Below are 24,243 nucleotides of genomic sequence, written 5' to 3'. Positions count from 1 at the left end.
AAGTCGTCGGCCTCACATGGCCTTAAATTCAGGCCTCGGCAAGGCTTGGGCTACGAACGCCCCCGGCAAGCGCCCGCACCAGCTGCAGCACCGCCTCCTTGGTCGCGGGCGTCGCGAGCCCGTTCTCCAGCGAATTCTCGAGCGCGGCGACTAGCGCAGAGCCGACCACCGCACCGTCCGCGCTGTGGCCGATCGCGTGCGCCTGCTCGGGCGTGCGGATGCCGAAGCCGACGCAGACCGGCAGGTCGGTATGGCGCTTGATCCGCGCCACGGCGGCGCCGACCTTGCCCGCATCGGGCGCGGCGGCACCGGTGATGCCGTTGATCGAGACGTAGTAGACGAAGCCCGACGTGTTCTTCAGCACCGCCGGCAGGCGCTTGTCGTCGGTGGTGGGGGTGGCGAGGCGCACGAAGGCGAGGCCCTTGGCGAGCGCCGGCAGGCAAAGCTCGTCGTCCATCTCCGGCGGCAGGTCGACGACGATGAGGCCGTCGACGCCGGCCTTGAGGGCAGCGTCGACGAAGGCCTCGACGCCGTAGATGTAGATCGGGTTGAAATAGCCCATCAGGATGACCGGCGTCGCCTGGTCGCCTTGCCTAAAGCGGGCGACGGTCGCCAGCGTCTTGCGCAGCGTCTCGCCGCCCTGCAGCGCGCGAAGCCCGGCCTTCTGGATCGCCGGCCCGTCGGCCATCGGATCGGAGAAGGGCATGCCGAGCTCGATCAGGTCGGCGCCGGCGGCCGGCAGCCCCTGCATGATCTCGAACGCCGTCTCGCCATCCGGGTCACCCGCCATCAGGAAGGTCACCAGCGCCGGACGGCCTTCGGCGGCGAGGGATTGGAACCGGTCGGCGATGCGTTGGGTCATGACGGGCTTTCGGTCGGGAGCGGCAGGCAGGTCTATTGGCATTTTCGCACGGGCTCCGTCAAAGCCTGGCGCGTTCCGCGCTCACCTTCAAGACACATCGGTCCAGCGCCCAACAGCGCCATCGCCCTCAGACGTGCTGGCCGCCGTTGATGTGGATTTCCGAGCCGGTGACGTAGCTCGCCTGGTTGGAGCAGAGGAAGTAGATGATGTCGGCGACCTCGGACGTCTGGCCGAGGCGGCGGAGCGGGATGTTCTCGATCATCTTCTCGGTGCCGGGCGAGAGGATGGCGGTGTCGATCTCGCCGGGGGCGATGGCGTTGACGCGGATGCCGGCCGGGCCGAAGTCGGCGGCCATCTCGCGGGTCAGCGAGGCCAGCGCCGCCTTCGACGTCGCATAGGCGGTGCCAGCGAAGGGATGGACGCGGCCGCCGGCGATCGACGTGACCGAGACGATCGAGCCTTGCGCCTTCGACAGCTCCTTGAACAGGCCGCGCGCCAGCATGATCGGCGCGAAGAAGTTCACCTGGAAGACGTCGCGCCACATGTGCATCGGCGTCTGGATGGAATCCAGCCGCGAGCCGCTGTCGCCCTTTGGCGAGATCGCGGCGTTGTTGACCAGCGCCGAGAGGCTGGAGCCGTTGGCCTCGAGACGGCGGCGGATTTCGGAAATGGCAAAGCCGATGTCCTCGGGATCGGACAGGTCGACCTGGATGTGGTCCTCGGCGCCGGCGGGCCAGGGGCAATCCTCGGCGAAGGGCTGGCGCGAGCAGGTGATCACCCGCCATCCCTCGCGCGAGAAGCGCTTCACCGTGGCATGGCCAATGCCGCGCGAGGCGCCGGTGAGGACGATGGTCTTGCGGGTGTCGGTGGCGTCGCTCATCAGATCCTCGTCCGCGGCCCCGGGGCCGCTGTCACCGCGCATGTCCGTTCACATCGTCCGGCGCGGACGCCGGCGACGATTGCTTTCGCCGGGCCTGTTCGTTCATCTAGCCTGTCCGTTCATCTAGGACGTCACGGCGGCAATGTCGCGGCCGGAATGGCGCGAAACAGTCGCAGGAAGACAGATCATGCAAATGCCCCGCCGGCTATGGCCTTTTTGCACTGCACTCGTCCTCGCGACTAGCCTCTCGCTGGTGCCGGTGCGGGCCGAGGAGGCGCCGGGCTGGGACAAGGTGCTGAACGACGCCCGGGGCGAGACAGTCTATTTCAACGCCTGGGGCGGGTCGGAGCCGATCAACACCTATCTCGCCTGGGCCGGCGAGCGGCTGAAAGCCGAGTTCGGCGTGACGCTGACGCAGGTGAAGCTCGACGATACCGCCAACGGCGTCGCCAAGATCGTCGCCGAAAAGGCGGCGGGCAAGGCGACGGGCGGCTCGGTCGACCTGATCTGGATCAACGGCGAGAACTTCGCTGCCCTGCAAGGCCAGGGCCTCCTCTCGGAAGGCTTTGCGACGGGCCTGCCGAACTGGCGCTATGTCGACACAGAGAACAAGCCGACCGTCACCACCGACTTCACCTTGCCGACGAAGGGTCAGGAATCGCCCTGGGGCATGGCCAAGCTCGTCTTCTTCGCCGACACCGCCCGCACCGGCCCGGTCGAGGCGATGCCGAAGTCCGCCGCCGAGCTCCTCGCCTGGGCAAAAGCCAATCCCGGACGCTTCGCCTACCCCGCCCCGCCGGACTTCATCGGGTCGACCTTCCTGAAGCAGGTGCTCTCGGAAACCGTGGCCGATCCCGCCGTGCTGCAGAAGCCCGTCGACGAGGCGCGCTTTGCCGAGGTGACGGCCCCGCTCTGGGCCTATCTCGACGCGCTGACGCCGGTCCTCTGGCGGCAAGGCAAGGCGTTTCCGGAAAACTACCCTGCGATGAAGCAGATGCTGGCCGATGGCGAACTCGGCGTGATCTTCGCCTTCAACCCGGCCGAGGCGTCTGGCGCGATCGCCACCGGCGAACTGCCGGACACAGTCCGCTCCTTCACCTTTGCCAAGGGCACGCTCGGCAACACGCATTTCGTCGCCATCCCCTTCAACTCGGACGCCAAGGCTGGCGCCAAGGTGGTGGCGAACTTCCTCCTCTCGCCAGAAGCGCAGGCCCGCAAGGAGGACCCTGCGATCTGGGGCGACCCGACGGTGCTGGCCATGGACAAGCTCCCGCCGGAAAACCGCGCCGCCTTCGCCGCCATCGACCGCGGCGTCGCGACGCTCCCCCCCGAAGCGCTCGGCCCGGTGCTCCCCGAGCCGCACCCAAGCTGGACGGTGCGGATCGCGGCGGAATGGCTGAAGCGGTACGGGGTGTAGCGCTCCGGCCAGGGGCATGACGGAAGGCGGGCTATTTCTGAGTTTCGAGCGATTGCTGTCGGACTTCTGGGACGACGTCGAAAGGGAGCGCGGTCATGGATGAAGTAAAGCTGTGGTTGGAAAGCCGGGAAGCGTTCCGTGAGAGAACGATGGCAATAGCCCGGAGGATCGATGCAGCGGTGGTCGTGAGCCCTGGTCCGAACTTTGCGCTCATTTCCCGATTGTCCATTTCCGGTGCCCGTCCCGCCGCGCTTCCGGAGCTCGATCCGGGAAAGTGGCTCCTTCCTTGGCGAACACATGGAACGCAGCCCCGATGTTCGTGCTGCTGACGCTCTTTTCACTTGGTGGCGTGCTTGCGCTCGTCGCGACTCTCGTCCGCAAGGGGAGTGCCCGTGCGTTCGCGGGTACTCCGTTTCTCCTGCTGATGACCTTGGGCGCCTGCTACGTCGCGGGCTTCCTCGCGATCTCGGCCGATCCGTTCTTCGACGACAACGGCTCGCCCGAGTTCATCGAACTGAGGTTCCGCTGGGTCTGGGCCGCGGTCTTTGGCGGCATGTTCTCGTTCGTCGCCGTTCCGCTGGCCCTTACGGGGAAAGCCGCGTGGCAGTGGTGGCGGCGGCGAGACGTAGGCTCCCGGTAGTCCCCTGGAGTGCATTTGAGGAAGCTTCTGGCGCAGGACATTTTAGTGGCTTTTGCTACCGAATGACGAAGATTTCCGCTGAGATGGATGTGGGCGAGACCGTCTGATCCGGGCAGCCGGCGCGATCGGAGCGGCCGCCGAACAGGGACATCCATCTGGATGCCACCGACTTGAGGAAACGACGCGTGATCTGTACTTAATGACGTACAGATCAGGAGGAGATGCATGCGGCCGGTCAGTCTCACGGAGCTTGGCGCCAACATGGCCGCGCATTTCGATCGGATCGAAGCCGACCGCACCGAGCTCGTGGTGACGCGGCAGAACCGCGAGCCGATGGTGATCATGGCTCTCTCGGAATGGGAGGGCATGCGTGAAACGCTGCACCTCCTCAGCTCCCCCGCCAATGCCGAGCGCCTGCGCCGCTCCATCGCCGCGCTGGATGCCGGGCAAGGCGAGGTCGCCGATCTCGCCCGGGAGTGAAGCTCGTCTTTTCCCCTGACGCCCGGGCCGACTATCAGGTGTGGGTGGCCAAAGGCGGTGCCGAGCTTGCCCGGGTCAACGAACTGATCGAGCAGAGCCTGCGCATGCCGTGCAAGGGCATCGGCAAGCCGGAGCCGCTGATGGGGGACCTCAAGGGCTGGTGGTCACGCCGGATCACCCAGGAGCACCGGCTGGTCTACCGGGTCAGTGGCACGGGCGACAGCCAGAGCCTGGAGATCGCCACATGCCGCTTTCACGACACCCGCTGACGTCCGCATCCTGGGCAGTGCTTCCCCGGAGGTCACCGTGGTGAGCGTCGGCCAGCCCGCAAGGCCCGACCGCTGGCGGCTTGGGGGTTCGGCCCCTCCGCTGCTGGCGGCCATTCTCGCGCTGCCCGTGCTGGTGGGCCTTGCTGGTGCCGTGCTGCCGGCCTTCGGCTATTTGCCGGCGCTCGGCGGCACCATGCTGTCGCTGCAGCCTTTCCGCGACCTCCTCGCCGTGCCTGGTCTCTGGACCTCCGCCGGCCTCAGCCTCGCCAGCGGCCTCCTCACCACCTTGATCTCGGTCGGCGCGGCGCTGCTCTTCGTCGCGGGGTTTGCCGGCACGCCGGCCTTCCGCCGGGCGCGGCAGGCGATGGGGCCGCTGATGGCGGTGCCGCATGCGGCGGCCGCCCTCGGCGTCGCGCTGCTGATCGCGCCGTCCGGCCTGCTCGTCCGCCTCGCCGCCGGCCCGCTTGGCCTCAATGCACCGCCGGACCTGCCGGTGCCCGGCGATCCGCTGGGCCTCGCCATGATGGCGGGCCTCGTCGTCAAGGAACTGCCCTTCCTGCTCCTCGTCATCTTTGCCGCCTTGCCGCAGGCCGATCCGGAACGCCGGCTGCGGCTGGCGCGCGCGCTCGGCTATGGCCGGATGGCGGGCTTCACGCTGGCGGTCTGGCCGGCGGTCTACCGCCAGATCCGCCTGCCGGTGCTGGCGGTCGCGGCCTACGCTTCCTCGGTGGTGGATGTGGCGGTGATCCTCGGGCCCTCGACGCCGGCGCCGCTCGCGGTGCGGCTGGTTGACTGGATCGGCGATCCCGACCTGTCGCTGCGCTTCATGGCCTCGGCCGGCACGCTGTTGCAATGCGCGGTGACGCTCGCGGTGCTCGGGCTCTGGCTCGGCCTTGAGCTGGCCGGCGCCCGCCTCTGCCGAAGAATGGCCGCCAGGGGGTGGCGGGGACAGGCTGATGGTGGGCTCAGACGCGTGTCGATCGCGCCGGTGCTGCTGGCGGGCGGGCTAACTCTGTTCGGCCTCGCGGCGCTGGCGCTCTGGTCCTTCGCCGGTCCCTGGGGCTTTCCATCTATCCTCCCGACGACGCTTACCGCGCGCGCCTGGACCTCGGCGCTCGCCGGCGCGGCCGGTCCGCTCGGCACCAGTGCGCTCGTCGCGGGAGCGTCGGCAGGCCTGGCGCTCGTCCTCGTCGTCGGTCTGCTCGAAGCGCGACGCCGGAACCGCGCCCGCCCCCGGGCGCCGGGCGACGCGACAGGCGAGACGCCGGGCGCGCTTCCGCGAAAGGCGCCGGCGCTCCTGACGCCGACGGTCGCCGGGTTGCTCTATCTGCCGCTGATCGTGCCGCAGGTCGCCTTCGTCTTCGGCCTGCAATGGCTGGTGCTCGTGGCCGGCCTCTCGCCCAGCCTGCCGCTCCTCGTCGGCGTCCACCTCGTCTTCGTCGTGCCCTATGTGGCGCTGGCGCTGGCGGCACCTTTCGAGGCGCTGGACCCGCGCTACGAGCGGATGGCGGCATCGCTCGGCCGCCCGCGCTGGAATGTCCTCGTCCGGATCCGGCTGCCGCTGCTGCTAGCGCCGCTCGCCACCGCCTTCGCCATCGGCTTCGCCGTCTCGGTCGGTCAATACCTGCCGACGCTGCTGATCGGCGCCGGACGGCTGCCGACCATCACCACCGAGGCCGTGGCGCTGGCGAGCGGCGGCAACCGGCGGCTGATCGGCGTCTACGCGCTGCTGCAGACGGCGCTGCCTTGCTTGGTGCTGGCCGCCGCAACGCTCCTGCCGGCCTTGCTTCACCGCCAGAGGCGCGGCATGAGGGCGTGATGCTCGTCCTCGACGCCCTCACGATCGCCCTAGAGGGCCGCCGCTTGCTGACGCTCGACCGCAGCATCGCGCCCGGCGAGATTTTTAGCGTCATGGGCCCGTCGGGCGCCGGTAAGTCGAGCCTCCTCGCCTTCGTCGGCGGCTTCCTCGACCCGGCCTTCACCGGGTCGGGCCGAGTGCTCCTCGGCGGCTGCGACATCACCGCCCTGGCCCCGGAAGCGCGCGGCATCGGCCTCCTCTTCCAGGATGCGCTGCTGTTTCCGCATTTCTCCGTCGGCGAGAACCTCGTCTTCGGCCTCAGCCCCGCGGTCAAGGGACGCGCCCGCCGGCGGGCGGAGGCCGAGGCCATGCTGGCGAGGATCGGCCTTGCCGGCGCCTTCGACCGCGATCCCGCGACGCTCTCCGGCGGCGAGGCGGCCCGGGTGGCGCTCGGCCGCACGCTGCTCGCCGCCCCGAAAGCCCTGCTCCTCGACGAGGCGTTCTCGCGGCTCGACACGGCGCTCCGGCAGAGCGTGCGCGGCCTCGTCTTCGCGATGATCCGCGAGACCGGCATTCCCGCCATCCTCGTCACCCACGACCGCGCCGACACCGAGGCCGCAGGAGGCGCCGTGTTCGACCTCGGCACCGGAGAGATCACCGGTGAATCTTCGGCCTCGCGCTCCAACACGCCGGTCACAGGGGCGGCACGATGAAGCCCGCGATGCCCCACCTGCCGGTCGCCGACGTCCTGCCGCAGCTCGGCCAGGCGCTTCAGGGCGGGCGCAACGCGGTGCTGGTCGCCCCGCCGGGCGCCGGCAAGACGACGCTGGTGCCGCTCGAGCTCCTCGGCGCCGGCTTTCTCGCGGGGCGCAAAATCGTGCTGATCGAGCCGCGGCGGCTGGCGGCGCGGGCGGCGGCGCGGCGCATGGCCGAGCTCCTTGGCGAGGAAGTCGGTGGCACCGTCGGCTGGCGGATGCGGATGGACACCAAAGTCTCCGCCCGCACCCGCATCGAGGTGGTGACCGAGGGCGTCTTCACCCGCATGATCCTTGGCTCGCCCGATCTCGATGGGGTCGGCCTCGTCGTCTTCGACGAGTTCCACGAGCGTTCGCTCGACGGCGACTTCGCGCTGGCGCTGGCGCTCGACGTGCAAGGCGCGCTGCGCGACGACCTGCGCCTCCTCGTGATGTCGGCGACGCTCGACGGCGCGCGCGTCGCAAGCCTTCTCGGCGCGGCGCCGGTGATCGAGAGCCTCGGGCGCGCCTTTCCCGTCACCGTCCGCCACCGCGACCGCCCGGCGGCGCAGCCGATCGAGGACGTTGTGGCCGAGGCGGTGCGGGCGGCGCTGGTGGAGGAGACCGGCAGCCTCCTCGTCTTCCTGCCGGGCCAGCGCGAGATCGAGCGCGTCGCCGAGCGCCTCGCGCCGCTGGCCTCGCCGACGCTCGCCGTCGCGCCGCTGTTCGGGGCGATGGAGGGCGCCGCGCAAGACATCGCCGTGCGGCCGGCGCCGGCGGGGTCGCGCAAGATCGTGCTGGCCACCTCGATCGCCGAGACCTCGCTCACCATCGACGGGATCGGCGTCGTCATCGATTCAGGCTTGCGCCGCCAGCCGCGGTTCGAGCCGGCGACCGGGCTGTCGCTGCTGGAGACGGTGCGGGTGTCGAAGGCTTCCGCCGACCAGCGCGCTGGCCGCGCCGGCCGCACCGGGCCGGGCACGGCGATCCGGCTGTGGCGCGAGGAGCAGGCGCTGGAGCCGTTCGACCGGCCGGAAATCCTGTCCTCGGACCTTTCCGGCCTCGTCCTCGACGCCGCCGCCTGGGGGGTCGCCGACCTGCGGACGCTTGCCTTCCTCGATCCGCCGCCGATCCCGGCGCTGACCGAGGCGAAGCTCCTGCTGCAGGACCTCGGGGCGCTGGATGGTGACGGCCGGCTGACCGCGGATGGTGCCGCGATGCGCATCCTGCCGCTGCCGCCGCGGCTGGCGCGCATGGTGGTCGGCGCCGGGCCGGCGCGTCGGCTGGCGGCGGAGATCGCCGTGCTCCTCACCGAGCGCGGCCTCGGCGGCACCGAGGTGGACATCACCGAGCGGCTGCGGCGTTTTCGCGCCGACCGCGGCCCGCGCGGCCGAACGGCGATGCAGCTGGTGCGCCGCATCCTCGACCAGTCCGGACCGGCGGGGGATGACGACAGCGCCGACGCCCTCGACGCGGGCGGCCTCCTGGCGCTGGCCTTTCCCGACAGGGTGGCGGTGGCGCGCGGGGCACGGGGCAGCTTCGTCCTCGCCAATGGGCGCGGCGGCATGGTCGACGGCGCGTCTGGCCTTGCGGCGGCGCCGCTGCTGGTGGTGGCCGAACTTCAGGGGCAAGCGAAGGCCGGGCGGATCTTCTCGGCCGCCGGCGTTTCACGTGAAACACTGGAGACGCTGTTCGCCGGGCGGATCACCGACGAGATCAGCGTCGTCTTCGATGCCCCGAGCGGCCAGGTTCGGGCGAAGCGCCTCAGGCGGCTCGGCCGCGCGACGCTGTCGGAGGCGCAGGTGCCGGTGCCGGACGGGGCGGCCGCCACGGCGGCGCTCACCGGCGGCATTCGCGAGCGTGGGCTTGCCTGCCTGCCTTTCGGGACCGAGGGTGAACGCCTGCTGCGGCGCCTGCGCTTTCTCGCCGCTGCCATCGGCCCGCCTTGGCCGGACATGGCCGAAGCCGGACTGCTGGCGACGCTGGAGAACTGGCTGATGCCCTTCCTGCCGGGGGTGACGAAGCTGTCGGCGATCCCACCCGGGGTGCTCGCCGAGGCGCTGAAGGCACGCGTGCCATACGATCTGCAGCGGCGGATCGACGCGCTGGCGCCCTCCCACTTCGACGCGCCGACCGGCTCGCATCTGCCGATCCGCTACGAGGAGGAAGGGCCGGTGCTGGCGGTGCGGGTGCAGGAGCTTTTCGGCCTGACGACGCACCCCGCGATCGCCGACGGGCGGTTGCCCCTGACGCTGGAACTCCTGTCGCCGGCGCACCGGCCGATCCAGATCACGCGCGACTTGCCCGGTTTCTGGGCTGGCTCCTGGCGCGACGTCCGGGCCGACCTGCGCGGCCGCTATCCCCGCCATTCCTGGCCGGAGAACCCGGCCGAGGCGCCGCCGACCGCCAGGGCGAAGCCACGCGGCACTTAAGAGCGTGGCCAGCGCCCGCAGGGCGGCTTGCCGCGCGCCGGGTCTGGTCGCCGGGCAGCGGCGGGAGTATGGCTGGGGCATGCTGGAAGATACCGCCCGATCGAGCTTCACCATCGGCCTGCCGCGCTACGTGACGGGCATGCACGAAAGCCAGCGCCTTCGGCTGGCGACGCTGACCAAGCTGCGCTGGCTGTCGGTCGCCGGTCAGACCGCCGCTTGCGCCTTCGTCGCCTGGGGGCTGTGGTATCCCTTCCCGGTCGAGCTGTGCTTCATCCTGATCGGGCTGTCGGCCGCGTTGAACATCGTGTTGACGCTGCGCTATCCGCTCAGCCGGCGGCTGTCGCCCTGGGCGGCGGTGGCGATCCTTACCTTCGACGTGCTGCAGCCGACCGGGCTCCTCTACATCACCGGCGGCATCCAGAACCCGTTCTCGGTCTTCCTCATCGTGCCGGTGGTGATGGCATCGGCGACGCAGCCGCCGCTGACGACGGTGGGCCTTGCCATCCTGTCGATCTTGGCGGCGACGGTGCTCGCCTTCTCGCACCTGCCGGTGCCTTGGCCGCACGGCGCCGAGCTGACGCTGCCGCCCTCCTATGTCGGCGGCCTCTGGTTCGCGATCGTCTCTACGCTGATTTTTTCCGGCCTCTACGTCTACCGCGTCGCGGCCGAGGCGCGCTCGCTGTCCGAGGCGCTCGCGGCGACCGAGCTGGTGCTGCAGCGCGAGCAGCATCTCTCGGCGCTCGACGGCCTGGCCGCCGCCGCCGCGCACGAGCTCGGCTCGCCGCTCGCGACGATCAGCCTCGTCGCCAAGGAGATGGGCCGGCTGACGCGTGCCGGCGATCCGCAGCGCGAGGACGTCGACCTCCTGATCGCGCAGTCCGACCGCTGCCGCGCCATCCTGCGGCAGCTGACGACGCTGTCGTCGGAAGAGCACATGGCGCGGCTGCCGCTGCTCTCGCTGGTCGAGGAAGTGTCGGAGCCGCACCGTGATTTCGGCGTCGCCATCCACGTCGCGGCAGGCGACCAGGGCGACAGCGAGCCGGTGATGCACCGCAATGCCGGCGTCGTCTACGGGCTCGGCAACATCGTCGAGAACGCCGTCGACTTCGCCGAGACCGAGGTGACCATCCACGTCGCCTGGTCGGAGAGAAACGTCCGGCTGCTGGTGCTCGACGACGGGCCGGGCTTCTCGTCGGAGACGCTGGCGCGGATCGGCGATCCCTACATGTCGCACCGCGAACGCAGCGATCGCAAGGCCGGCGGCGGGCTCGGCCTCGGCCTGTTCATCGCCAAGACGCTGCTGGAGCGCTCGGGTGCGAGCATCACTTTCGGCAACCGCCGGGATGCCCGCGGCGCCTCGGTCGAAATCGTCTGGCCGATCGCGACCTTCACCGAGAGACAGCGCAGGCCGCGGGACTGAGGGTCACGGTGACGTCACAAGCCTTGCCGCCACAGGCCTGCCGCGCCACTTGCCCTTGATCTGCCACAGTTCGATATCGCTGAAAATTCATCGCAGGCCGGGCGCCGATGGTCCGGTAGAGGGAGAACGGGAATGCCCATGGACGAAGAAATTGGCGGGCTCGCCCAGGTTCATTTTCCCGGTGGCGATCACTCGCTGCTGGTCGTCGACGACGACCGGCCGTTCCTGCAGCGGATGAGCCGCGCGCTCGAACAGCACGGCTTCAGCGTACGCACCGCCGACAGCGTAGCCCAGGGGATCGCCGAGATCACCGCGGCCGCGCCGGCCTTCGCCGTCGTCGACATGCGGCTGGGCGACGGCAACGGGCTCGACGTCATCGAGGCCCTGCAGAAGCTGCGTGCCGACGCCCGCGTCGTGGTGCTCACCGGTTACGGCAACATCGCGACGGCCGTGACGGCGGTGAAGCTTGGTGCGATCGACTATCTCGCCAAGCCCGCGGATGCCGACGAGGTCATCGCCGCACTGATGCGCCTGCCGGGCGACCGCGCCGAACCACCGGCGAACCCGATGTCTGCGGACCGCGTGCGCTGGGAGCATATTCAGCGGGTGTATGAACTCTGCGAGCGCAACGTCTCGGAGACGGCGCGGCGCCTGTCGATGCACCGGCGCACGCTTCAGCGGATACTTGCCAAGCGCGCGCCGCGCTGACCTCAGGCACTGGCCAGATCCAACTGGCCAGTGCTGGCGGAAAGGCTCAGGCCTTCATCTGGTCGCCGACGAACTTCCAGTTGACGAGCTTGTCGAGGACCGCCTGGACGTGGGCCGGGCGGCGGTTCTCGTAGTCGAGATAATAGGCGTGTTCCCAGACGTCGATGCCGGCCAGCGGCGTCTTGCCCTCGGCGATCGGGTTGCCGGCATCCTGCAGGCCGAGGATCTCGAGCTTGCCGCCATCGGAGACCAGCCAGACCCAGCCAGTGCCGAACACCTTGCCGGCCTGCGCGACCATCGCCTTCTTCAAGCCGTCGACGCTCTCGAAATCGCGGTTCACCGCCTCGAGGAAGGCGCCTTCCGGGGCAGCAGCGCCGCCTTCGAACTGGTTCCAATAGAAGATGTGGTTCCAGGCCTGGCCGGCATTGTCGAAGATCGCCTGGTCGCCCTTGGCCTTCGACTCGGTGATCATCTTCTCGAGCGTCATGTCGGCGTAGGGCGTGCCGGGGGCAAGTTCCGCCAGCTTGTCGAAATAGGACTTGTGGTGCTTGTTGTAATGAAGGGCGACGGTGCGGGCGGAAATCGTCGGCGCCAGCGCGTCTTCGGCATAGGGGAGCTTGGGCTGCTGCAGGGCAGCGTTCGCAGCGCCAGTCGCCGCGGCGGCCGGGCGAAGCGGTGTGACGAGGCTTGCGGCCGCGGCGGCGCCCGTGAGCGTCAAGAGGGTCCTGCGGTCGATCGGCATGGTGTTCTCCCTGGTTCAGGCTGCCCATTGCAACCTGTCGAGGGCGCTGCGCTCGGCGCATACACCCTTGCCGGAATGCGGTGGACCAGCCGGGGTTTCATTGCTCACGCAGGTGTCAGGCACGGTCGGGGCACAGACAGCGAAGCAGGCGGGCGCGATCGAATTGCTAAGTCAGCCTTTGAAAAATGACCCCGTCCGCCACGGAACATGACAGCTGGGCAACGTCATCAGAAGCATTCCAGACTGCACTAAGCCCCTGATCTGATAATTGTTTTACGCTCCAGCGCGGGGGACCACACGTGTAGAAAGCTGACCGTCAGTTCGACCTGCCATGGCTGGACAAAGGCGAGAAGAGGATGATTGATGGCCCAAAGACGGCAGCCGCCGTCGCCAACGGCAACCGGTTTGCCCAGCTGAGAGGTCGACGATGACGCTTTTTCAGAGGTCCTTCACCCGCACGGCCAGTGTCTTCGCTCTGGCGACGGTCCTTGGCCTTAGCGCAGCGCAGGCCAACCAGCTGAACCTCCACAATGGCGGCGACGTCACGTCGCTCGATCCGCAGAAGCTCTCGGGCGACTGGGAAGACCGCGTGTCCGGCGACATCTTCGAAGGCCTGATGACCGAGGACGCCAAGGCCGAGCCGATCCTCGGCCAGGCGGAAAGCTACACCCTCTCCGACGACAAGCTGACCTACACGTTCAAGCTTCGCGCCGACGACAAGTGGTCGGATGGCCAGCCGGTGAAGGCGTCGGACTTCGTGTTCTCGTTCAAGCGGCTGATGGACCCGAAGAACGCGGCCGAATACGCCTACCTGCAATACCCCATCAAGAATGCCGAAGGCATCAACACCGGCAAGATCACCGACATCGACCAGCTCGGCGTCAAGGCGATCGACGACAAGACGCTGGAGATCACCCTGGAGCGGCCGACGCCCTATTTCCTCGGCGCGCTGACCCATTACACCGCCTATCCGCTGCCGGAGCACCTGATCAAGGAAAAGGGCGACGCCTGGGTCCAGGTCGCCAACATCGTCACCAACGGCCCGTACAAGCCGGTCGAGTGGATCCCGGGCAGCCACGTGCTGACGGCGAAGAACCCGGAATGGCGCGGCGCCAAGGACCTGAAGATCGACGGCGTGAAGTTCTTCACGCTGGAGGACCAGGCCGCCGCGCTCCGCCGCTACCGCGCCGGCGAGTTCGACGTGATCACCGCCTTCCCGACCGACCAGTACCAGTGGCTGCAGGAGAGCATGCCGGGCCAGGCGCATGTCGCCCCCTTCGCCGGCCTCTACTACTACGTCGTCAACTCCTCGAAGCCGCCCTTTAACGATGTCCGCGTGCGCCAGGCGCTGTCGATGGCGATCAACCGCGAGGTGATCGGCCCGCAGATTCTGGGCACCGGCGAGCTGCCGGCCTATGGCTGGGTGCCGCCGGGCATGGCGAACTACGAGGGCGCCGACCAGCGCGTCGACTGGGCGGACCTCTCCTATGGCGAGAAGCTGGAGAAGGCGAAGGCGCTGCTGACCGAAGCCGGCTTCGGCGCCGACAAGCCGCTGACCTTGCAGCTGCGCTACAACACCGACGAGAACCACAAGCGCCTGGCGGTCGCCATCGCCTCGATGTGGAAGCCGCTCGGCGTCAATGTCGAGCTGACCAATACCGAGGTGAAGGTGCACTATGCAGACCTCCGCCAAGGCTCCTTCGACGTCGGCCGCGCCGGCTGGCTCGCCGACTACAACGATGCCGACAACTTCCTGAACCTCCTGAAGTCCGGCGTCGAGATGAACTACGGCAAGTGGTCGAACCCCGACTTCGACAAGCTGCTCGACGAGGCCAACGCCACCACCGACATGGCGGCGCGGGCGAAGCTCATGAAGCAGGCCGAGAAGATCGCCCTCGACCAGTCCGCCGCGATCCCGATCTACTTCTACGCCTCGCGCAGCGTCGTCTCTCCGAAGATCACCGGCTACGAGGACAACGCCTTCGACAAGCACCGCACGCGCTGGCTGACCAAGGCGGAGTAGGACAGACGGACCTGTCCGGCAGACCGATCTCCCCCCTTGAGGGGGAGATGCCCGTCAGGGCAGAGGGGGGTGCGCACCGCGCACTCTGCCTCCTGACCGGCTTGCCGCAGTTCGACCCGATCGCATCCCCGCGCTTTGCGAACCTCGGCGGCAGGCACCCCCCTCTGTCGCCTGGCGGCGACATCTCCCCCTCAAGGGGGAGATCGGGCGCCCGCCTATCCAAGGTTCGTCGTCACCGCGCTGTCCAACCGAGGAGCGCGCATGCTGCGTTTCGCCTTCCACCGTCTGCTGACCGCGATCCCCGTGGTGCTGATCGCGGTGACCGTTTGTTTCTTCGTGCTGCGCCTCGCGCCGGGCGGGCCGTTCGACATGGAGCGGGCGTTGCCGCCGCAGATTCTCGAGAACCTGCGCGCGCACTATCATCTCGACCAGCCGCTGATCGGCCAGTATCTAAGCTACCTCGCCGGCCTCCTGCGCGGCGACCTCGGGCCCTCCTTCACCACCGACGACTTCACCGTCTCCGAGCAGATCATGATCGGCCTGCCCTACACGCTGATCCTCGGCGGCGGGGCGATGGTGCTGGCCGTGGTCGTCGGGCTCGCCGCCGGCATCTACGGGGCGCTTTACCAGAACAAATCAGCCGACTTCCTGATCGCCGGGGTGATCATGGCGGGCCTCGTGGTGCCGAGCTTCCTCGTCGCGCCGATCCTGCAGCTGGTGTTCGGGCTCAAACTCGGCTGGCTGCCGGTCGGCGGCTGGGGCGACGGCTCGCCGCGCTTTCTGGTGCTGCCGATGGCGGTGCTGGCGCTGCCGCACGCCGCGCGCATCTCGCGGCTGATGCGCGGCTCGATGATCGAGGTGCTGAACGCCAACTTCATCCGCACCGCGCGGGCGAAGGGCATCGGCGTGCGCCGCATGGTGCTCGGCCACGCGCTGCGGCCGGCGCTGACGCCGGTGGTCTCCTATCTCGGCCCGGCGGCGGGCTATCTCCTCACCGGCTCGATCGTCGTCGAGGAAATCTTCGGCATTCCCGGCATCGGGCGGTACTTTATCCAGGCGGCGCTGAACCGCGACTACGGCATGGTGCTCGGCACGGTGGTCTTCTACATGATCCTGATCGTCGTCCTGAACCTCCTGGTCGACCTCGCCTATGCCTTCCTCGATCCGAAGGTCAGGACCCGATGAGCCTCTTCGTCGACAAGCGCGAGGCGCTGGCGCCGTTCGCCGAGAACCAGAGCGCGGCGCTCGCCGGCAAGCCGCGGTCGCTGACGCGCGATGCCATGCGCCGTCTTGCCGCCAACAAGGCGGCGATGGTGTCGCTGTTCGTTCTCGCCTTCATCATCCTCGCCGCCATCATTGGCCCCTGGCTGATCCCCTTCGACTACGAGACGCCGGACTGGGCTGCCTTCCGCGCCCCGCCCTCTTGGGAGAGCGGGCACTATTTCGGCACCGACCAGAACGGCCGCGACCTCCTTGCCCGGACGCTCTATGGCACCCGCGTCTCGCTGATGGTCGGGCTGATCGCAACGCTCGTCTCGGTCGTCGTCGGCGTTCTCTACGGCGCCGTCGCGGGTTTTCTCGGCGGGCGGATCGACGGCGCGATGATGCGCTTCGTCGACGTCATGTACGCGCTGCCGTACATCCTCTTCGTCATCCTCCTGATGGTGATGTTCGGCCGTAACGTCTACCTGCTGTTCGCCGCCATCGGCCTTCTGGAATGGCTGACCATGGCGCGCATCGTGCGCGGCCAGACGCTGTCCCTGAAGGAGCGCGAGTTTATCGAGGCGGCGCGCGCCTCGGGCGTCTCGACCTTCACCATCATCCGCCGCCACATCGTTCCCAATCTCGTCGGCCCGGTGGTGATCTTCGCGACGCTGACCGTCCCCGAGATCATCGCCACCGAGAGCTTCCTCTCCTATCTCGGCTTCGGCGTGCAGGAGCCGCTGACCTCGCTCGGCACGCTGATCTCAGAGGGCGCCGACACGATGGAGACGATGCCCTGGCTGCTCGGTTTCCCCGGCGCCACCCTCGTCGCTCTGCTGCTCGCCTTCGCCTTCGTCGGCGACGGCCTGCGCGACGCCTTCGACCCGAAGGACCGGTGAGGATGACGATGACGATGACGCTTTCGACTGCCGGAAACGCGCGCCAACCCATCAGCTTCGTCATCCCGGACTTGATCCGGGATCCACTCCAAATCGTTGAACGCAATCGAGGACGGGGGACCGGCGCATTGCAGCGATTTGGCAGGGGAAGCGCGAAGGAATGGATCCCGGGTCAAGTCCGGGATGACGAAGCGGGCGCGTTTGTGCCGCGTTCTGAACCGGCGAGGACGGCATGTCCGTCTGCCGCACGCGCTGCCTCTGATGCCGAGACGCTGATATGACCGCCCCCCTCCTCCACCTGAAAAACTACTCCGTCCGCTTCGCGACCCCCGAGGGCGAGGTGGCGGCCGTGTCCGATCTCGATCTCGCCGTCCTGCCGGGCGAGACGCTGGCGATCGTCGGCGAGTCCGGTTCGGGCAAGAGCCAGACCTTCAACGGCGTCTTCGGCCTCCTCGCCCGCAACGGCGCGAGCAGCGGCAGCGCGGTGATGGACGGCACCGACCTTCTCGCGCTGAAGCCGCGCCAGCTCGACAAGATCCGCGGCAAGGACATGGGCATGGTGTTCCAGGACCCGATGACCGCGCTGAACCCTTCGATGAAGATCAAGCGGCAGCTGTCGGAACTCCTCGAGGTGCACCAGGGGATGGGCCGGCGCGAGGCCGAGGCGGCGGGGCTCGCCATGCTGAAGCGCGTCGGCATTCCCGAGGCCGAGCGGCGCTTCCAGCAGTATCCGCACGAGCTCTCCGGCGGCATGCGCCAGCGCGTGGTGATCGCCATGGCGCTGCTCTGCCGGCCAAAGCTGATCGTCGCCGACGAGCCGACGACGGCGCTCGACGTCACCATCCAGGCGCAGATCCTCGACCTCTTCCGCGACCTCACCGCCGATTTCGGCACGGCGCTGGTGCTGATCACGCACGATCTCGGCGTCGTCGCGGGCATCGCGACGCGCGTCGCGGTGATGTATGCGGGCCGCGTGGTCGAGGAGGCCGGCGTCAACGATCTGTTCGAAGCGCCCGCCCATCCCTATACCGCCGCGCTCCTGCGCTCGATCCCGCGCGTCGACCGCGACATCGCCGGCGTCGACCCGATCCCCGGCCGGCCGCCGAGCCTGCAGCACCTGCCGACGGGCTGCGCCTTCCATCCCCGCTGCCGGCACGCCACCCAGCGCTGCGCCGACGAGCGGCCTCCGCTGGCTGAGGTCGGCCCCGGCCGGCGCGCCGCCTGCTGGCACCCCTTCGCCGACGCCGCCGTGAACGCCGTCCCCGCCGGAGGCCTCCATGCCTGACCTGTCACACGTGAAACAACCGATCCTCAGCGTCGAAAGCCTGTCGACCAGCTTCGCCATCCGCAGCCGCACGCTGTTCGGCCGCGGCGCCACGCTGAAGGCGGTGAACGACGTCTCGTTCAGCCTCGGCCAGGGCGAGACGCTCGGCATCGTCGGGGAATCGGGCTGCGGCAAGTCCACCCTCGGCCGCTCAATCCTGCGCCTGATCCAGCCGACCGCCGGCCGCGTCGTCTGGCAAGGCCGCGACCTCACCGCGCTCTCCGAGGCCGAGATGCGCAAGGCGCGGCGCGACCTCACCATCATCTTCCAGGACCCGATCGCCTCGCTCGACCCGCGCATGACGGTCGGCGACATCATCGCCGAGCCGCTGGAGGTCGCAGAGCCCGGCTTGCGCAAGGCCGATCGGCGCGAGCGGGTGCTGCAGGCGATGGACGAGGTCGGCCTCGCGCCGGAGATGATCGGGCGCTACCCGCACGAGTTCTCCGGCGGCCAGGCGCAGCGCATCGGCATTGCCCGGGCGATCATCACCCGGCCGAAGCTGATCGTCTGCGACGAGCCGGTCTCGGCGCTCGACGTCTCGATCCAGGCGCAGATCATCAACCTCCTGACCGGCCTCCGCGACCGGCACGGGCTGAGCCTCATCTTCATCAGCCACGACCTCTCGGTCGTCCGGCTGATCTCGGACCGGATCATGGTGCTCTACCTCGGCCGCATCGTCGAGATCGGGGCGCGAAGCGATGTGTTCGAGAGCCCGGCGCACCCCTATGCCCGCGCGCTTCTCTCCGCCGCACCGATCCCCGACCCGGCGATCGCCCGGCAGCGCGGCCGCACCCTCCTCCTCGGCGACCCGCCCTCGCCGATCAACCCGCCCTCCGGCTGCGCCTTCCGCACCCGCTGCCCGATCGCCGAGCCGGTCTGCGCCGAGGTCCTGCCGCCGCTGGTCGAGGTGTCGCCGGGGCATTCTGGCGCCTGCCATTTTGCGGGAGACGAGGCGGCGCGGCGGATGGCGGCGAAGGCGGGAGGAGCATTGGTACCAGCTCAGCAATGACCCTGCCGGCTCCGCTTGAGATGGACAGCGCCCGGGGTTATGTCTTGGTTTCGTCAGGAGCCAGAGACCATGTCAAAGACAACCCCGGTCGTTCTCGATGATCACTTCTCCGCCTTTGTCGCCGCCTCGATAAACCAGGGCCGCTACGCGTCGGTCAGCGAGGTCGTGCAGGCCGGGCTGGAACTCCTGGAGCGGGAGAACAAGCGGCAGGCCCTGCGGGAGGCGCTGATCGAAGCGGAGGAGAGCGGACCGGCGATGCCGTTCGACAGCCAGGCTTTCCTCGCCGATATGCATGCCAAATACGGGCTCTGAGCTTCTTCTAAACCCGAAGGCGAGTGCCGACCTTGACGGCATCTTCCTCTACTCGGCCGAGCGGTGGTCTACCGACCAAGCCGATCGCTATATCCTCGAAATCGACAGTGCCATGCAGCGACTGGCCCGCTCTCCCGAACTTGGCCGGAGGGTCGACGAGATCAGCCTCGGCTACTACCGCTACCCCGTGAGGTCGCATCTCATCTTCTACCGCCGTGTTGATGCCGGCATTGAGATTATGCGCGTTCTTCACCAGCGTATGGACGTCGACACTTACCTTTGATGACCACGATGGCGGGGCCTTACGCCGCCATCATCGTCGCTTCCGGTGCCTTCGCCCCCGTCATCAGCGCCACCGCGTCGGACATCGACGCGCTCTTAGGGTCGATGACGCAGAGGCGGCGGCCGAGGCGGTGGATGTGGATGCGGTCGGCGATCTCGAAGACATGCGGCATGTTGTGCGAGATGAGGACGATCGGCAGGCCGCGCGAGCGCACCTCGAGGATGAGGTCGAGGACGCGGCGGGACTCTTTCACGCCGAGGGCCGCGGTCGGTTCGTCGAGGATCAGCACCTTGGAGCCGAAGGCTGCGGCTCTCGCCACGGCGACGCCCTGGCGCTGGCCGCCCGACAGCGTCTCCACCGGCTGGTCGATGTTCTGGATGGTCATCAGCCCAAGCTCGGAGAGCTTTTCGCGGGCGATGCGGCGCATGGTCGGCTTGTCCAGCATGCGCAGGAACTCGCCGAGGAAACCCTTGCGGCGGATTTCGCGGCCCAAGAACATGTTGTCGGCAATCGAGAGCGCGGGCGAGAGCGCCAGCTGCTGGTAGACGGTCTCGATGCCGGCGTCGCGCGCGCCTTGCGGGTTGGTGAAGGTGATCGGCGCGCCGTCGAGCAGGATCTCACCGCCGTCGGGAATGACGGCGCCGGAGACGGCCTTGATCAGCGTCGACTTGCCGGCGCCGTTGTCGCCGATGACGGCGAGGATCTCGCCGGCCCGGAGATCGAAGTCGGCATGGTCGATGGCGACGACGCGGCCATATTTCTTGACGAGGCCGCGGGCGGAGAGAACGAGCTGCGGGGTCATGCGGAAGCCTTTCTGATCCACTGGTCGGCGGCGACGGAGAGGATGATCAGCGCGCCGACGGTGAGCTGCGTCCATTGCGGGTCGGTGCCCCAGATCCGGAGGCCCATGGCGAAGACGCCGACGATGAGGGCGCCGATCAGCGTGCCGAACACCGAGCCGCGGCCACCGAAGAGCGAGGTGCCGCCGATCACCACCGCGGTGATCGACTGGATGTTCGCCTCCTGGCCGGAGGTCGGGCTGACCGAGCCGATGCGCCCGATCAGTGCCCAACCGGCGAGGCCGCAGATGAAGCCAGCGACGACGTAGACCGAGATCAGCGTCTTCGTCGTCGAGATGCCGGACAGGCGGGCGGCGTCCGGATCGTCGCCGAGGGCGTAGACGTGGCGTCCCCAGGCGGTGTTGTTGAGGATGTAGAAGAACAGGACGACCAGCAGCACCATGAACACGGCGCCATAGCTGAAGGTGGCGCCGAAGATCTTGAAGGTCTGGCCGAGGAACTGCAGCAGCGGCGCGGCGCTGGCGATGTCCTGGGCGCGGATGGTCTCGTTGGCGGAATAGATGAAGTTCGTCGCCAGGAACACCGACCAGGTGCCGAGGGTGACGATGAAGGGCGGCAGCTTCAGCCGAGCGATGAGGAAGCCGTTGATGAAGCCGCAGAAGGTGCCGACGGCGAGGCCGCAGGCGATGGCAAGCGGCGCCGGCAAGCCGTAGCGGGTGGCGAACTGGCCCATCACCACCGAGGACAGCACCATGATCGCGCCGACCGAGAGGTCGATGCCGGCGGTGACGATCACGAGGGTCTGCGCGACGCCGATGATGCCGACAAGCGTCACCTGCTGCAGGATGAAGTTCAGCGTCTGCGGGCTAAAGAACCGGCTGCCGAGCAGCACGCCGAACACCGCCACGCTGACCAGCAGCACCAAGACAGGCACCATGGTGGGGTTGGCGTGCAGGAAGTGCTGGAAGCGGGCAAGGCCGCCGCCATTGTTCGTCTCGAACTCGGCAACCCGCGTATCGCTCTTTGCCGCGGCCGCCTCGAAGTCGCTGGGGCTGCGCTGCGGGGTCGCCGGGCGGGGGGTGTCGCTCATCGCCTCACCTTTCGAAGTCTGTCCGGGAATATCGGGAAAAGAGAGCCGCCGGCCCGATGGGCGCGGCCCCCGCATCGGCGGGAAGGCGCGAACACCCCCTCCCGCCCGCAGTCTCGCGGAACGTGCGGATCGACGCCGGCAAGCCAAGTCATGCCGGCCGGGCCGATGACGTCAGCCAAGCAGGCAAGTACCGGGCCAGCAGAGCTGACCGGGCGATCAATCAGCCCCAGCAGGCCTTCAGCGCGTCGGCCGAGGTCATCGACTTCTGGCCGTCGACCGGCTTGTCGGTGACGAGGTCGGCGCCGGTATCGGTGAAGTTCAGGCCTTCTGTGACTTTCGGCTTCTCGCCGGTGTCGGCGAACTTCTTGATCGCCTCGACGCCGAAAGCGGCCATCTTCAGCGGATACTGCATCGAGGTCGCGCCGATGATGCCGTCCTTGACGTTGTTGACGCCCGGGCAGCCGCCGTCGATCGAGACGAGCAGCACATTGCTCTCGGCACCGACCGCCTTCAGCGCCTCGTAGGCACCAGCCGCCGCCGGCTCGTTGATGGTGTAGACGACGTTGATCGTCGGATCCTTCTGGAGAAGGTTCTCCATCGCGGTCCGGCCGCCTTCCTCGTTGCCATTGGTGATGTCGTGGCCGACGATGCGCTTGTCATCCTCGTCGCCGATGACATTGGCATCCTTGGTGTCGATGCCGAAACCCTTCATGAAGCCCTGGTCGCGCAGCACGTCGACGGAGGGCTGGGAGGGGATCAGGTCGAGGAAGGCGATGCGGGCATCGGCGGCCTTGTCGCCGAGCGTCGACTTGGCCCACTGGCCGATCAGCTCGCCGGCGGTGAAGTTGTTGGTGGCAAAGGTCGCGTCGGCGGAGTCGATCGGCTCGAGCGAGGTGTCGAGCGCGATCACCATGATGCCGGCATCGCGCGCCTGCTTGACCGAGGGGACGATGCCCTTGGTGTCGGACGCGGTGATAAGGATGCCCTTGGCGCCGCCGGCGATGCAGCTCTCGATGGCCGCGACCTGGCTCTCGGTGTCGCCGTCGATCTTGCCGGCATAGGTCTGCAGCGTGACGCCGAGTTCCTTGGCTTTCGCGAGCGCGCCTTCCTTCATCTTGACGAAGAACGGGTTGGTGTCGGTCTTGGTGATCAGGCAGACCAGCGGGCTGGTCTGGGCGCTGGCCGGGGTGGCGAGCACGCCGAGTGCGGCGAAGGCGGCAATGGCGGTGGTGGCGAGAAGCGAGCGAAGCGTCACGGATATCCTCCCAGATATGATCCGATGCCGCCGCGCTCCCGCACGGCGACGGTTGACCGCGTCACGGCGCGCCGCCGCGACAGGTTGGCGGCAAGGAAAGCGGCAAAGTGACGCCCTGTCAACTTAAATAAATCAAGTGGATTTAAATATTGACACCCCGAAGGCGCTGGACCAACTTCCGGATGAAGCTGGTCAAGGTCTTGCGTCCTTGCCCGGGTGCCGCTGAACTGTCTGCCGACAGGCCCCCACAACGATGGTCAGCAAGGATGACCTGAAGCAGACGGGCTGGCAAGTCGGGATGGCATGTCACGACAGCACCGGGCAGCGCGATTCATCGGGCTTGTGCGCACTTCAAGAGACGTCCGGCGGCGGAGGTGGGGCGGCCGGGAAAGAACCCGGCTGCGCCGTAGGGGGGGGAGAGATGAGCGACGTGACCGAGCCATTCGCGGAGGAAGGGGCGGGAGAGCGCATGCGCGGCTCCAACCAGTCCGGGCTGCGGGCCCACAACGAGCGGGCCGTGCTGTCGCTGATCCGGCGTAACGGCGTGCTGGCCAAGGCCGACATCGCCCGGCGCACCGGCCTGTCCCCGCAGACGGCCTCGGTGATCATGCGCGAGCTCGAGCGCCAGAAGCTGGTGCTGCGCGACGCGCCGCGACGCGGCCGGGTCGGCCAGCCCTCGATCCCGATGCGGCTCAATCCCGATGGCGCCTTCTCGCTCGGCCTGAAGCTCGGCCGGCGCTCGGTCGAACTGGTGCTGATGGATTTCGTCGGGGTGATCCGCGAACGGCGGCGGGCGAGCTATCCCCTGCCGGTGCTCGGCGCGATCAAGCAGTTCGTCGTTGCGGCGGTGGCGGAGCTGCGCCAGACGCTGGATGCCGACGGCCGCGCCCGCATCGCCGGCGTCGGCGTCGCCATGCCCTCGGCGATCTGGGAATGGGGCGAGGAGATCGGCGCGCCGGCCGGCGAGATGGACGAGTGGCGCGGGCTCGACATCACCGCCGAGCTGGCGAGCCTCACCGGCTATTCCGTCGACCTGGCCAATGACGCGACGGCCGCCTGCGCCGCCGAGCATGTCTTCGGCACGACGCGCAGCACCGATTACGTCTATTTCTACGTCGGCACCTTCGTCGGCGGCGGCATCGTCATCGACGGCAATCTGGTGGTCGGCCGCAACGGCAATGCCGGCGCGCTGGGCTCGATGCCCGTGCCGCGGCCGGCCGGGCCGGATGGCGCCCCCGCCGGCCACCGCCAGCTGATCCACTCCGCCTCGATCCATCTTCTGGAGCAGGAGATGCGCGCCGCCGGCATGAACCCGCGCGATCTCTGGAACGATGACGGCCAATGGCCCGAGCTCGGTCCGCTGCTCGACCGCTGGCTGGAGACGGCGGCTTTCGGCCTCGCCCACGCCATCGTCTCGGCAATGTCGGTCTACGATTTCGAATGCGCAGTGATCGACGGCTCGATCCCGCTCGAGGTGCGCGACCGCCTGGTTGCGGCGACGCAGGCAAAGCTTGCCGAGATCCGCCGCGAGGGCCTGTCGCCGATCCGCGTCCAGCCTGGCACGATCGGCGCCAGCGCCCGCGAGATCGGCGCGGCGAGCCTGCCGTTCTTCGCAAAGTTCCTGCTCGACCACCGCGTGCTCTTCACCGAGCGGGGCTGACCC

23 protein-coding genes are annotated in these 24,243 nt (G+C 68.5%); 17 read left to right on the top strand and 6 right to left on the bottom strand.

Going from position 1 to position 24,243, the window contains the following annotated elements:
• Positions 1 to 28: 28 nt before the first annotated feature.
• Both trpA and ACZLZY_RS12975 read right to left on the bottom strand, forming a co-directional pair.
• A complete protein-coding gene (gene trpA, locus ACZLZY_RS12980) occupies positions 29 to 862 on the bottom strand; it encodes a tryptophan synthase subunit alpha (protein ID WP_472934338.1) in 834 nt (277 codons plus the stop codon).
• 127 nt (positions 863 to 989) lie between these two features.
• Entirely contained in the window at positions 990 to 1,742 is a 753-nt protein-coding gene (locus ACZLZY_RS12975) for an SDR family NAD(P)-dependent oxidoreductase (protein ID WP_472934337.1), read from the bottom strand.
• Positions 1,743 to 1,935: 193 nt separating this feature from the next.
• On the opposite strand from ACZLZY_RS12975, the gene ACZLZY_RS12970 reads away from it, so the two are divergent.
• The 9 genes from ACZLZY_RS12970 (at position 1,936) to ACZLZY_RS12930 (ending at position 11,640) form a co-directional block, all read left to right on the top strand.
• Positions 1,936 to 3,159, top strand: coding sequence for an ABC transporter substrate-binding protein (locus tag ACZLZY_RS12970; RefSeq protein ID WP_472934459.1), 1,224 nt, complete (start codon positions 1,936 to 1,938; stop codon positions 3,157 to 3,159).
• A gap of 313 nt (positions 3,160 to 3,472) precedes the next feature.
• Entirely contained in the window at positions 3,473 to 3,799 is a 327-nt protein-coding gene (locus tag ACZLZY_RS12965; protein WP_472934336.1) for a hypothetical protein, read from the top strand.
• 225 nt (positions 3,800 to 4,024) lie between these two features.
• On the top strand, positions 4,025 to 4,279 hold the full coding sequence (locus ACZLZY_RS12960; protein ID WP_472934335.1) for a type II toxin-antitoxin system Phd/YefM family antitoxin: 255 nt from the start codon (positions 4,025 to 4,027) through the stop codon (positions 4,277 to 4,279).
• Complete coding sequence (locus ACZLZY_RS12955) at positions 4,276 to 4,548, top strand: Txe/YoeB family addiction module toxin (protein WP_472934334.1); 273 nt, start codon at positions 4,276 to 4,278, stop codon at positions 4,546 to 4,548. The genes ACZLZY_RS12960 and ACZLZY_RS12955 overlap by 4 nt, the downstream gene beginning before the upstream one ends.
• A gap of 40 nt (positions 4,549 to 4,588) precedes the next feature.
• The gene (locus ACZLZY_RS12950; protein WP_472934333.1) at positions 4,589 to 6,367 is read left to right on the top strand and encodes an ABC transporter permease; all 1,779 of its coding nucleotides are present in this window, start codon (positions 4,589 to 4,591) and stop codon (positions 6,365 to 6,367) included.
• Positions 6,367 to 7,059: an ABC transporter ATP-binding protein gene (locus ACZLZY_RS12945; RefSeq protein WP_472934332.1), complete on the top strand. Its 693-nt coding sequence runs from the start codon at positions 6,367 to 6,369 to the stop codon at positions 7,057 to 7,059. Before ACZLZY_RS12950 ends, ACZLZY_RS12945 begins: the two co-directional genes overlap by 1 nt.
• Positions 7,060 to 7,067: 8 nt before the next feature.
• The gene (gene hrpB, locus ACZLZY_RS12940) at positions 7,068 to 9,512 is read left to right on the top strand and encodes an ATP-dependent helicase HrpB (RefSeq protein WP_472934331.1); all 2,445 of its coding nucleotides are present in this window, start codon (positions 7,068 to 7,070) and stop codon (positions 9,510 to 9,512) included.
• 139 nt (positions 9,513 to 9,651) lie between these two features.
• Positions 9,652 to 10,932 (top strand): ActS/PrrB/RegB family redox-sensitive histidine kinase, encoded by a 1,281-nt coding sequence (locus ACZLZY_RS12935; protein ID WP_472934458.1) that lies wholly within the window; start codon positions 9,652 to 9,654, stop codon positions 10,930 to 10,932.
• A gap of 138 nt (positions 10,933 to 11,070) precedes the next feature.
• Positions 11,071 to 11,640, top strand: a complete 570-nt coding sequence (locus tag ACZLZY_RS12930) for an ActR/PrrA/RegA family redox response regulator transcription factor (protein WP_472934330.1) — start codon at positions 11,071 to 11,073, stop codon at positions 11,638 to 11,640.
• 46 nt (positions 11,641 to 11,686) lie between these two features.
• On the opposite strand, the gene ACZLZY_RS12925 is transcribed toward ACZLZY_RS12930, so the two are convergent.
• Entirely contained in the window at positions 11,687 to 12,382 is a 696-nt protein-coding gene (locus ACZLZY_RS12925; RefSeq protein WP_472934329.1) for a superoxide dismutase, read from the bottom strand.
• Between the two features lie 427 nt (positions 12,383 to 12,809).
• Between ACZLZY_RS12925 and ACZLZY_RS12920 the strand changes: the two genes are divergently transcribed.
• From ACZLZY_RS12920 to ACZLZY_RS12890, 7 genes are all read left to right on the top strand, one after another.
• The gene (locus tag ACZLZY_RS12920) at positions 12,810 to 14,405 is read left to right on the top strand and encodes a peptide ABC transporter substrate-binding protein (RefSeq protein ID WP_472934328.1); all 1,596 of its coding nucleotides are present in this window, start codon (positions 12,810 to 12,812) and stop codon (positions 14,403 to 14,405) included.
• Positions 14,406 to 14,666: 261 nt separating this feature from the next.
• The gene (locus tag ACZLZY_RS12915) at positions 14,667 to 15,590 is read left to right on the top strand and encodes an ABC transporter permease subunit (RefSeq protein ID WP_472934327.1); all 924 of its coding nucleotides are present in this window, start codon (positions 14,667 to 14,669) and stop codon (positions 15,588 to 15,590) included.
• The gene (locus tag ACZLZY_RS12910) at positions 15,587 to 16,507 is read left to right on the top strand and encodes an ABC transporter permease (protein WP_472934326.1); all 921 of its coding nucleotides are present in this window, start codon (positions 15,587 to 15,589) and stop codon (positions 16,505 to 16,507) included. The genes ACZLZY_RS12915 and ACZLZY_RS12910 overlap by 4 nt, the downstream gene beginning before the upstream one ends.
• Before the next feature lie 277 nt (positions 16,508 to 16,784).
• Positions 16,785 to 17,792, top strand: coding sequence for an ABC transporter ATP-binding protein (locus ACZLZY_RS12905; protein WP_472934325.1), 1,008 nt, complete (start codon positions 16,785 to 16,787; stop codon positions 17,790 to 17,792).
• On the top strand, positions 17,785 to 18,840 hold the full coding sequence (locus ACZLZY_RS12900; RefSeq protein WP_472934324.1) for an ABC transporter ATP-binding protein: 1,056 nt from the start codon (positions 17,785 to 17,787) through the stop codon (positions 18,838 to 18,840). Before ACZLZY_RS12905 ends, ACZLZY_RS12900 begins: the two co-directional genes overlap by 8 nt.
• 69 nt (positions 18,841 to 18,909) lie before the next feature.
• A complete protein-coding gene (locus ACZLZY_RS12895; RefSeq protein WP_472934323.1) occupies positions 18,910 to 19,152 on the top strand; it encodes a type II toxin-antitoxin system ParD family antitoxin in 243 nt (80 codons plus the stop codon).
• Positions 19,133 to 19,435: a type II toxin-antitoxin system RelE/ParE family toxin gene (locus tag ACZLZY_RS12890; protein ID WP_472934322.1), complete on the top strand. Its 303-nt coding sequence runs from the start codon at positions 19,133 to 19,135 to the stop codon at positions 19,433 to 19,435. The genes ACZLZY_RS12895 and ACZLZY_RS12890 overlap by 20 nt, the downstream gene beginning before the upstream one ends.
• A gap of 19 nt (positions 19,436 to 19,454) precedes the next feature.
• Here ACZLZY_RS12890 and ACZLZY_RS12885 read toward each other — a convergent pair whose 3' ends face one another.
• The 3 genes from ACZLZY_RS12885 to ACZLZY_RS12875 all read right to left on the bottom strand — a co-directional run bounded on the left by ACZLZY_RS12885 (position 19,455) and on the right by ACZLZY_RS12875 (position 22,580).
• Positions 19,455 to 20,237: an ATP-binding cassette domain-containing protein gene (locus tag ACZLZY_RS12885; RefSeq protein WP_472934321.1), complete on the bottom strand. Its 783-nt coding sequence runs from the start codon at positions 20,235 to 20,237 to the stop codon at positions 19,455 to 19,457.
• Positions 20,234 to 21,325: an ABC transporter permease gene (locus ACZLZY_RS12880; protein WP_472934320.1), complete on the bottom strand. Its 1,092-nt coding sequence runs from the start codon at positions 21,323 to 21,325 to the stop codon at positions 20,234 to 20,236. Before ACZLZY_RS12880 ends, ACZLZY_RS12885 begins: the two co-directional genes overlap by 4 nt.
• Before the next feature lie 220 nt (positions 21,326 to 21,545).
• Positions 21,546 to 22,580, bottom strand: a complete 1,035-nt coding sequence (locus tag ACZLZY_RS12875) for a sugar ABC transporter substrate-binding protein (RefSeq protein WP_472934319.1) — start codon at positions 22,578 to 22,580, stop codon at positions 21,546 to 21,548.
• A 421-nt stretch (positions 22,581 to 23,001) separates the two neighbouring features.
• Here ACZLZY_RS12875 and ACZLZY_RS12870 point away from each other — a divergent pair, with 421 nt between their 5' ends.
• Positions 23,002 to 24,240, top strand: coding sequence for an ROK family transcriptional regulator (locus tag ACZLZY_RS12870; RefSeq protein WP_472934318.1), 1,239 nt, complete (start codon positions 23,002 to 23,004; stop codon positions 24,238 to 24,240).
• Positions 24,241 to 24,243 lie beyond the last annotated feature (3 nt).

The organism is Mesocryomonas lacus (assembly GCF_055730135.2).
The sequence above is the reverse complement of the archived record's forward strand: the minus strand, read 5'-3'. Positions and strand labels throughout refer to the sequence as shown.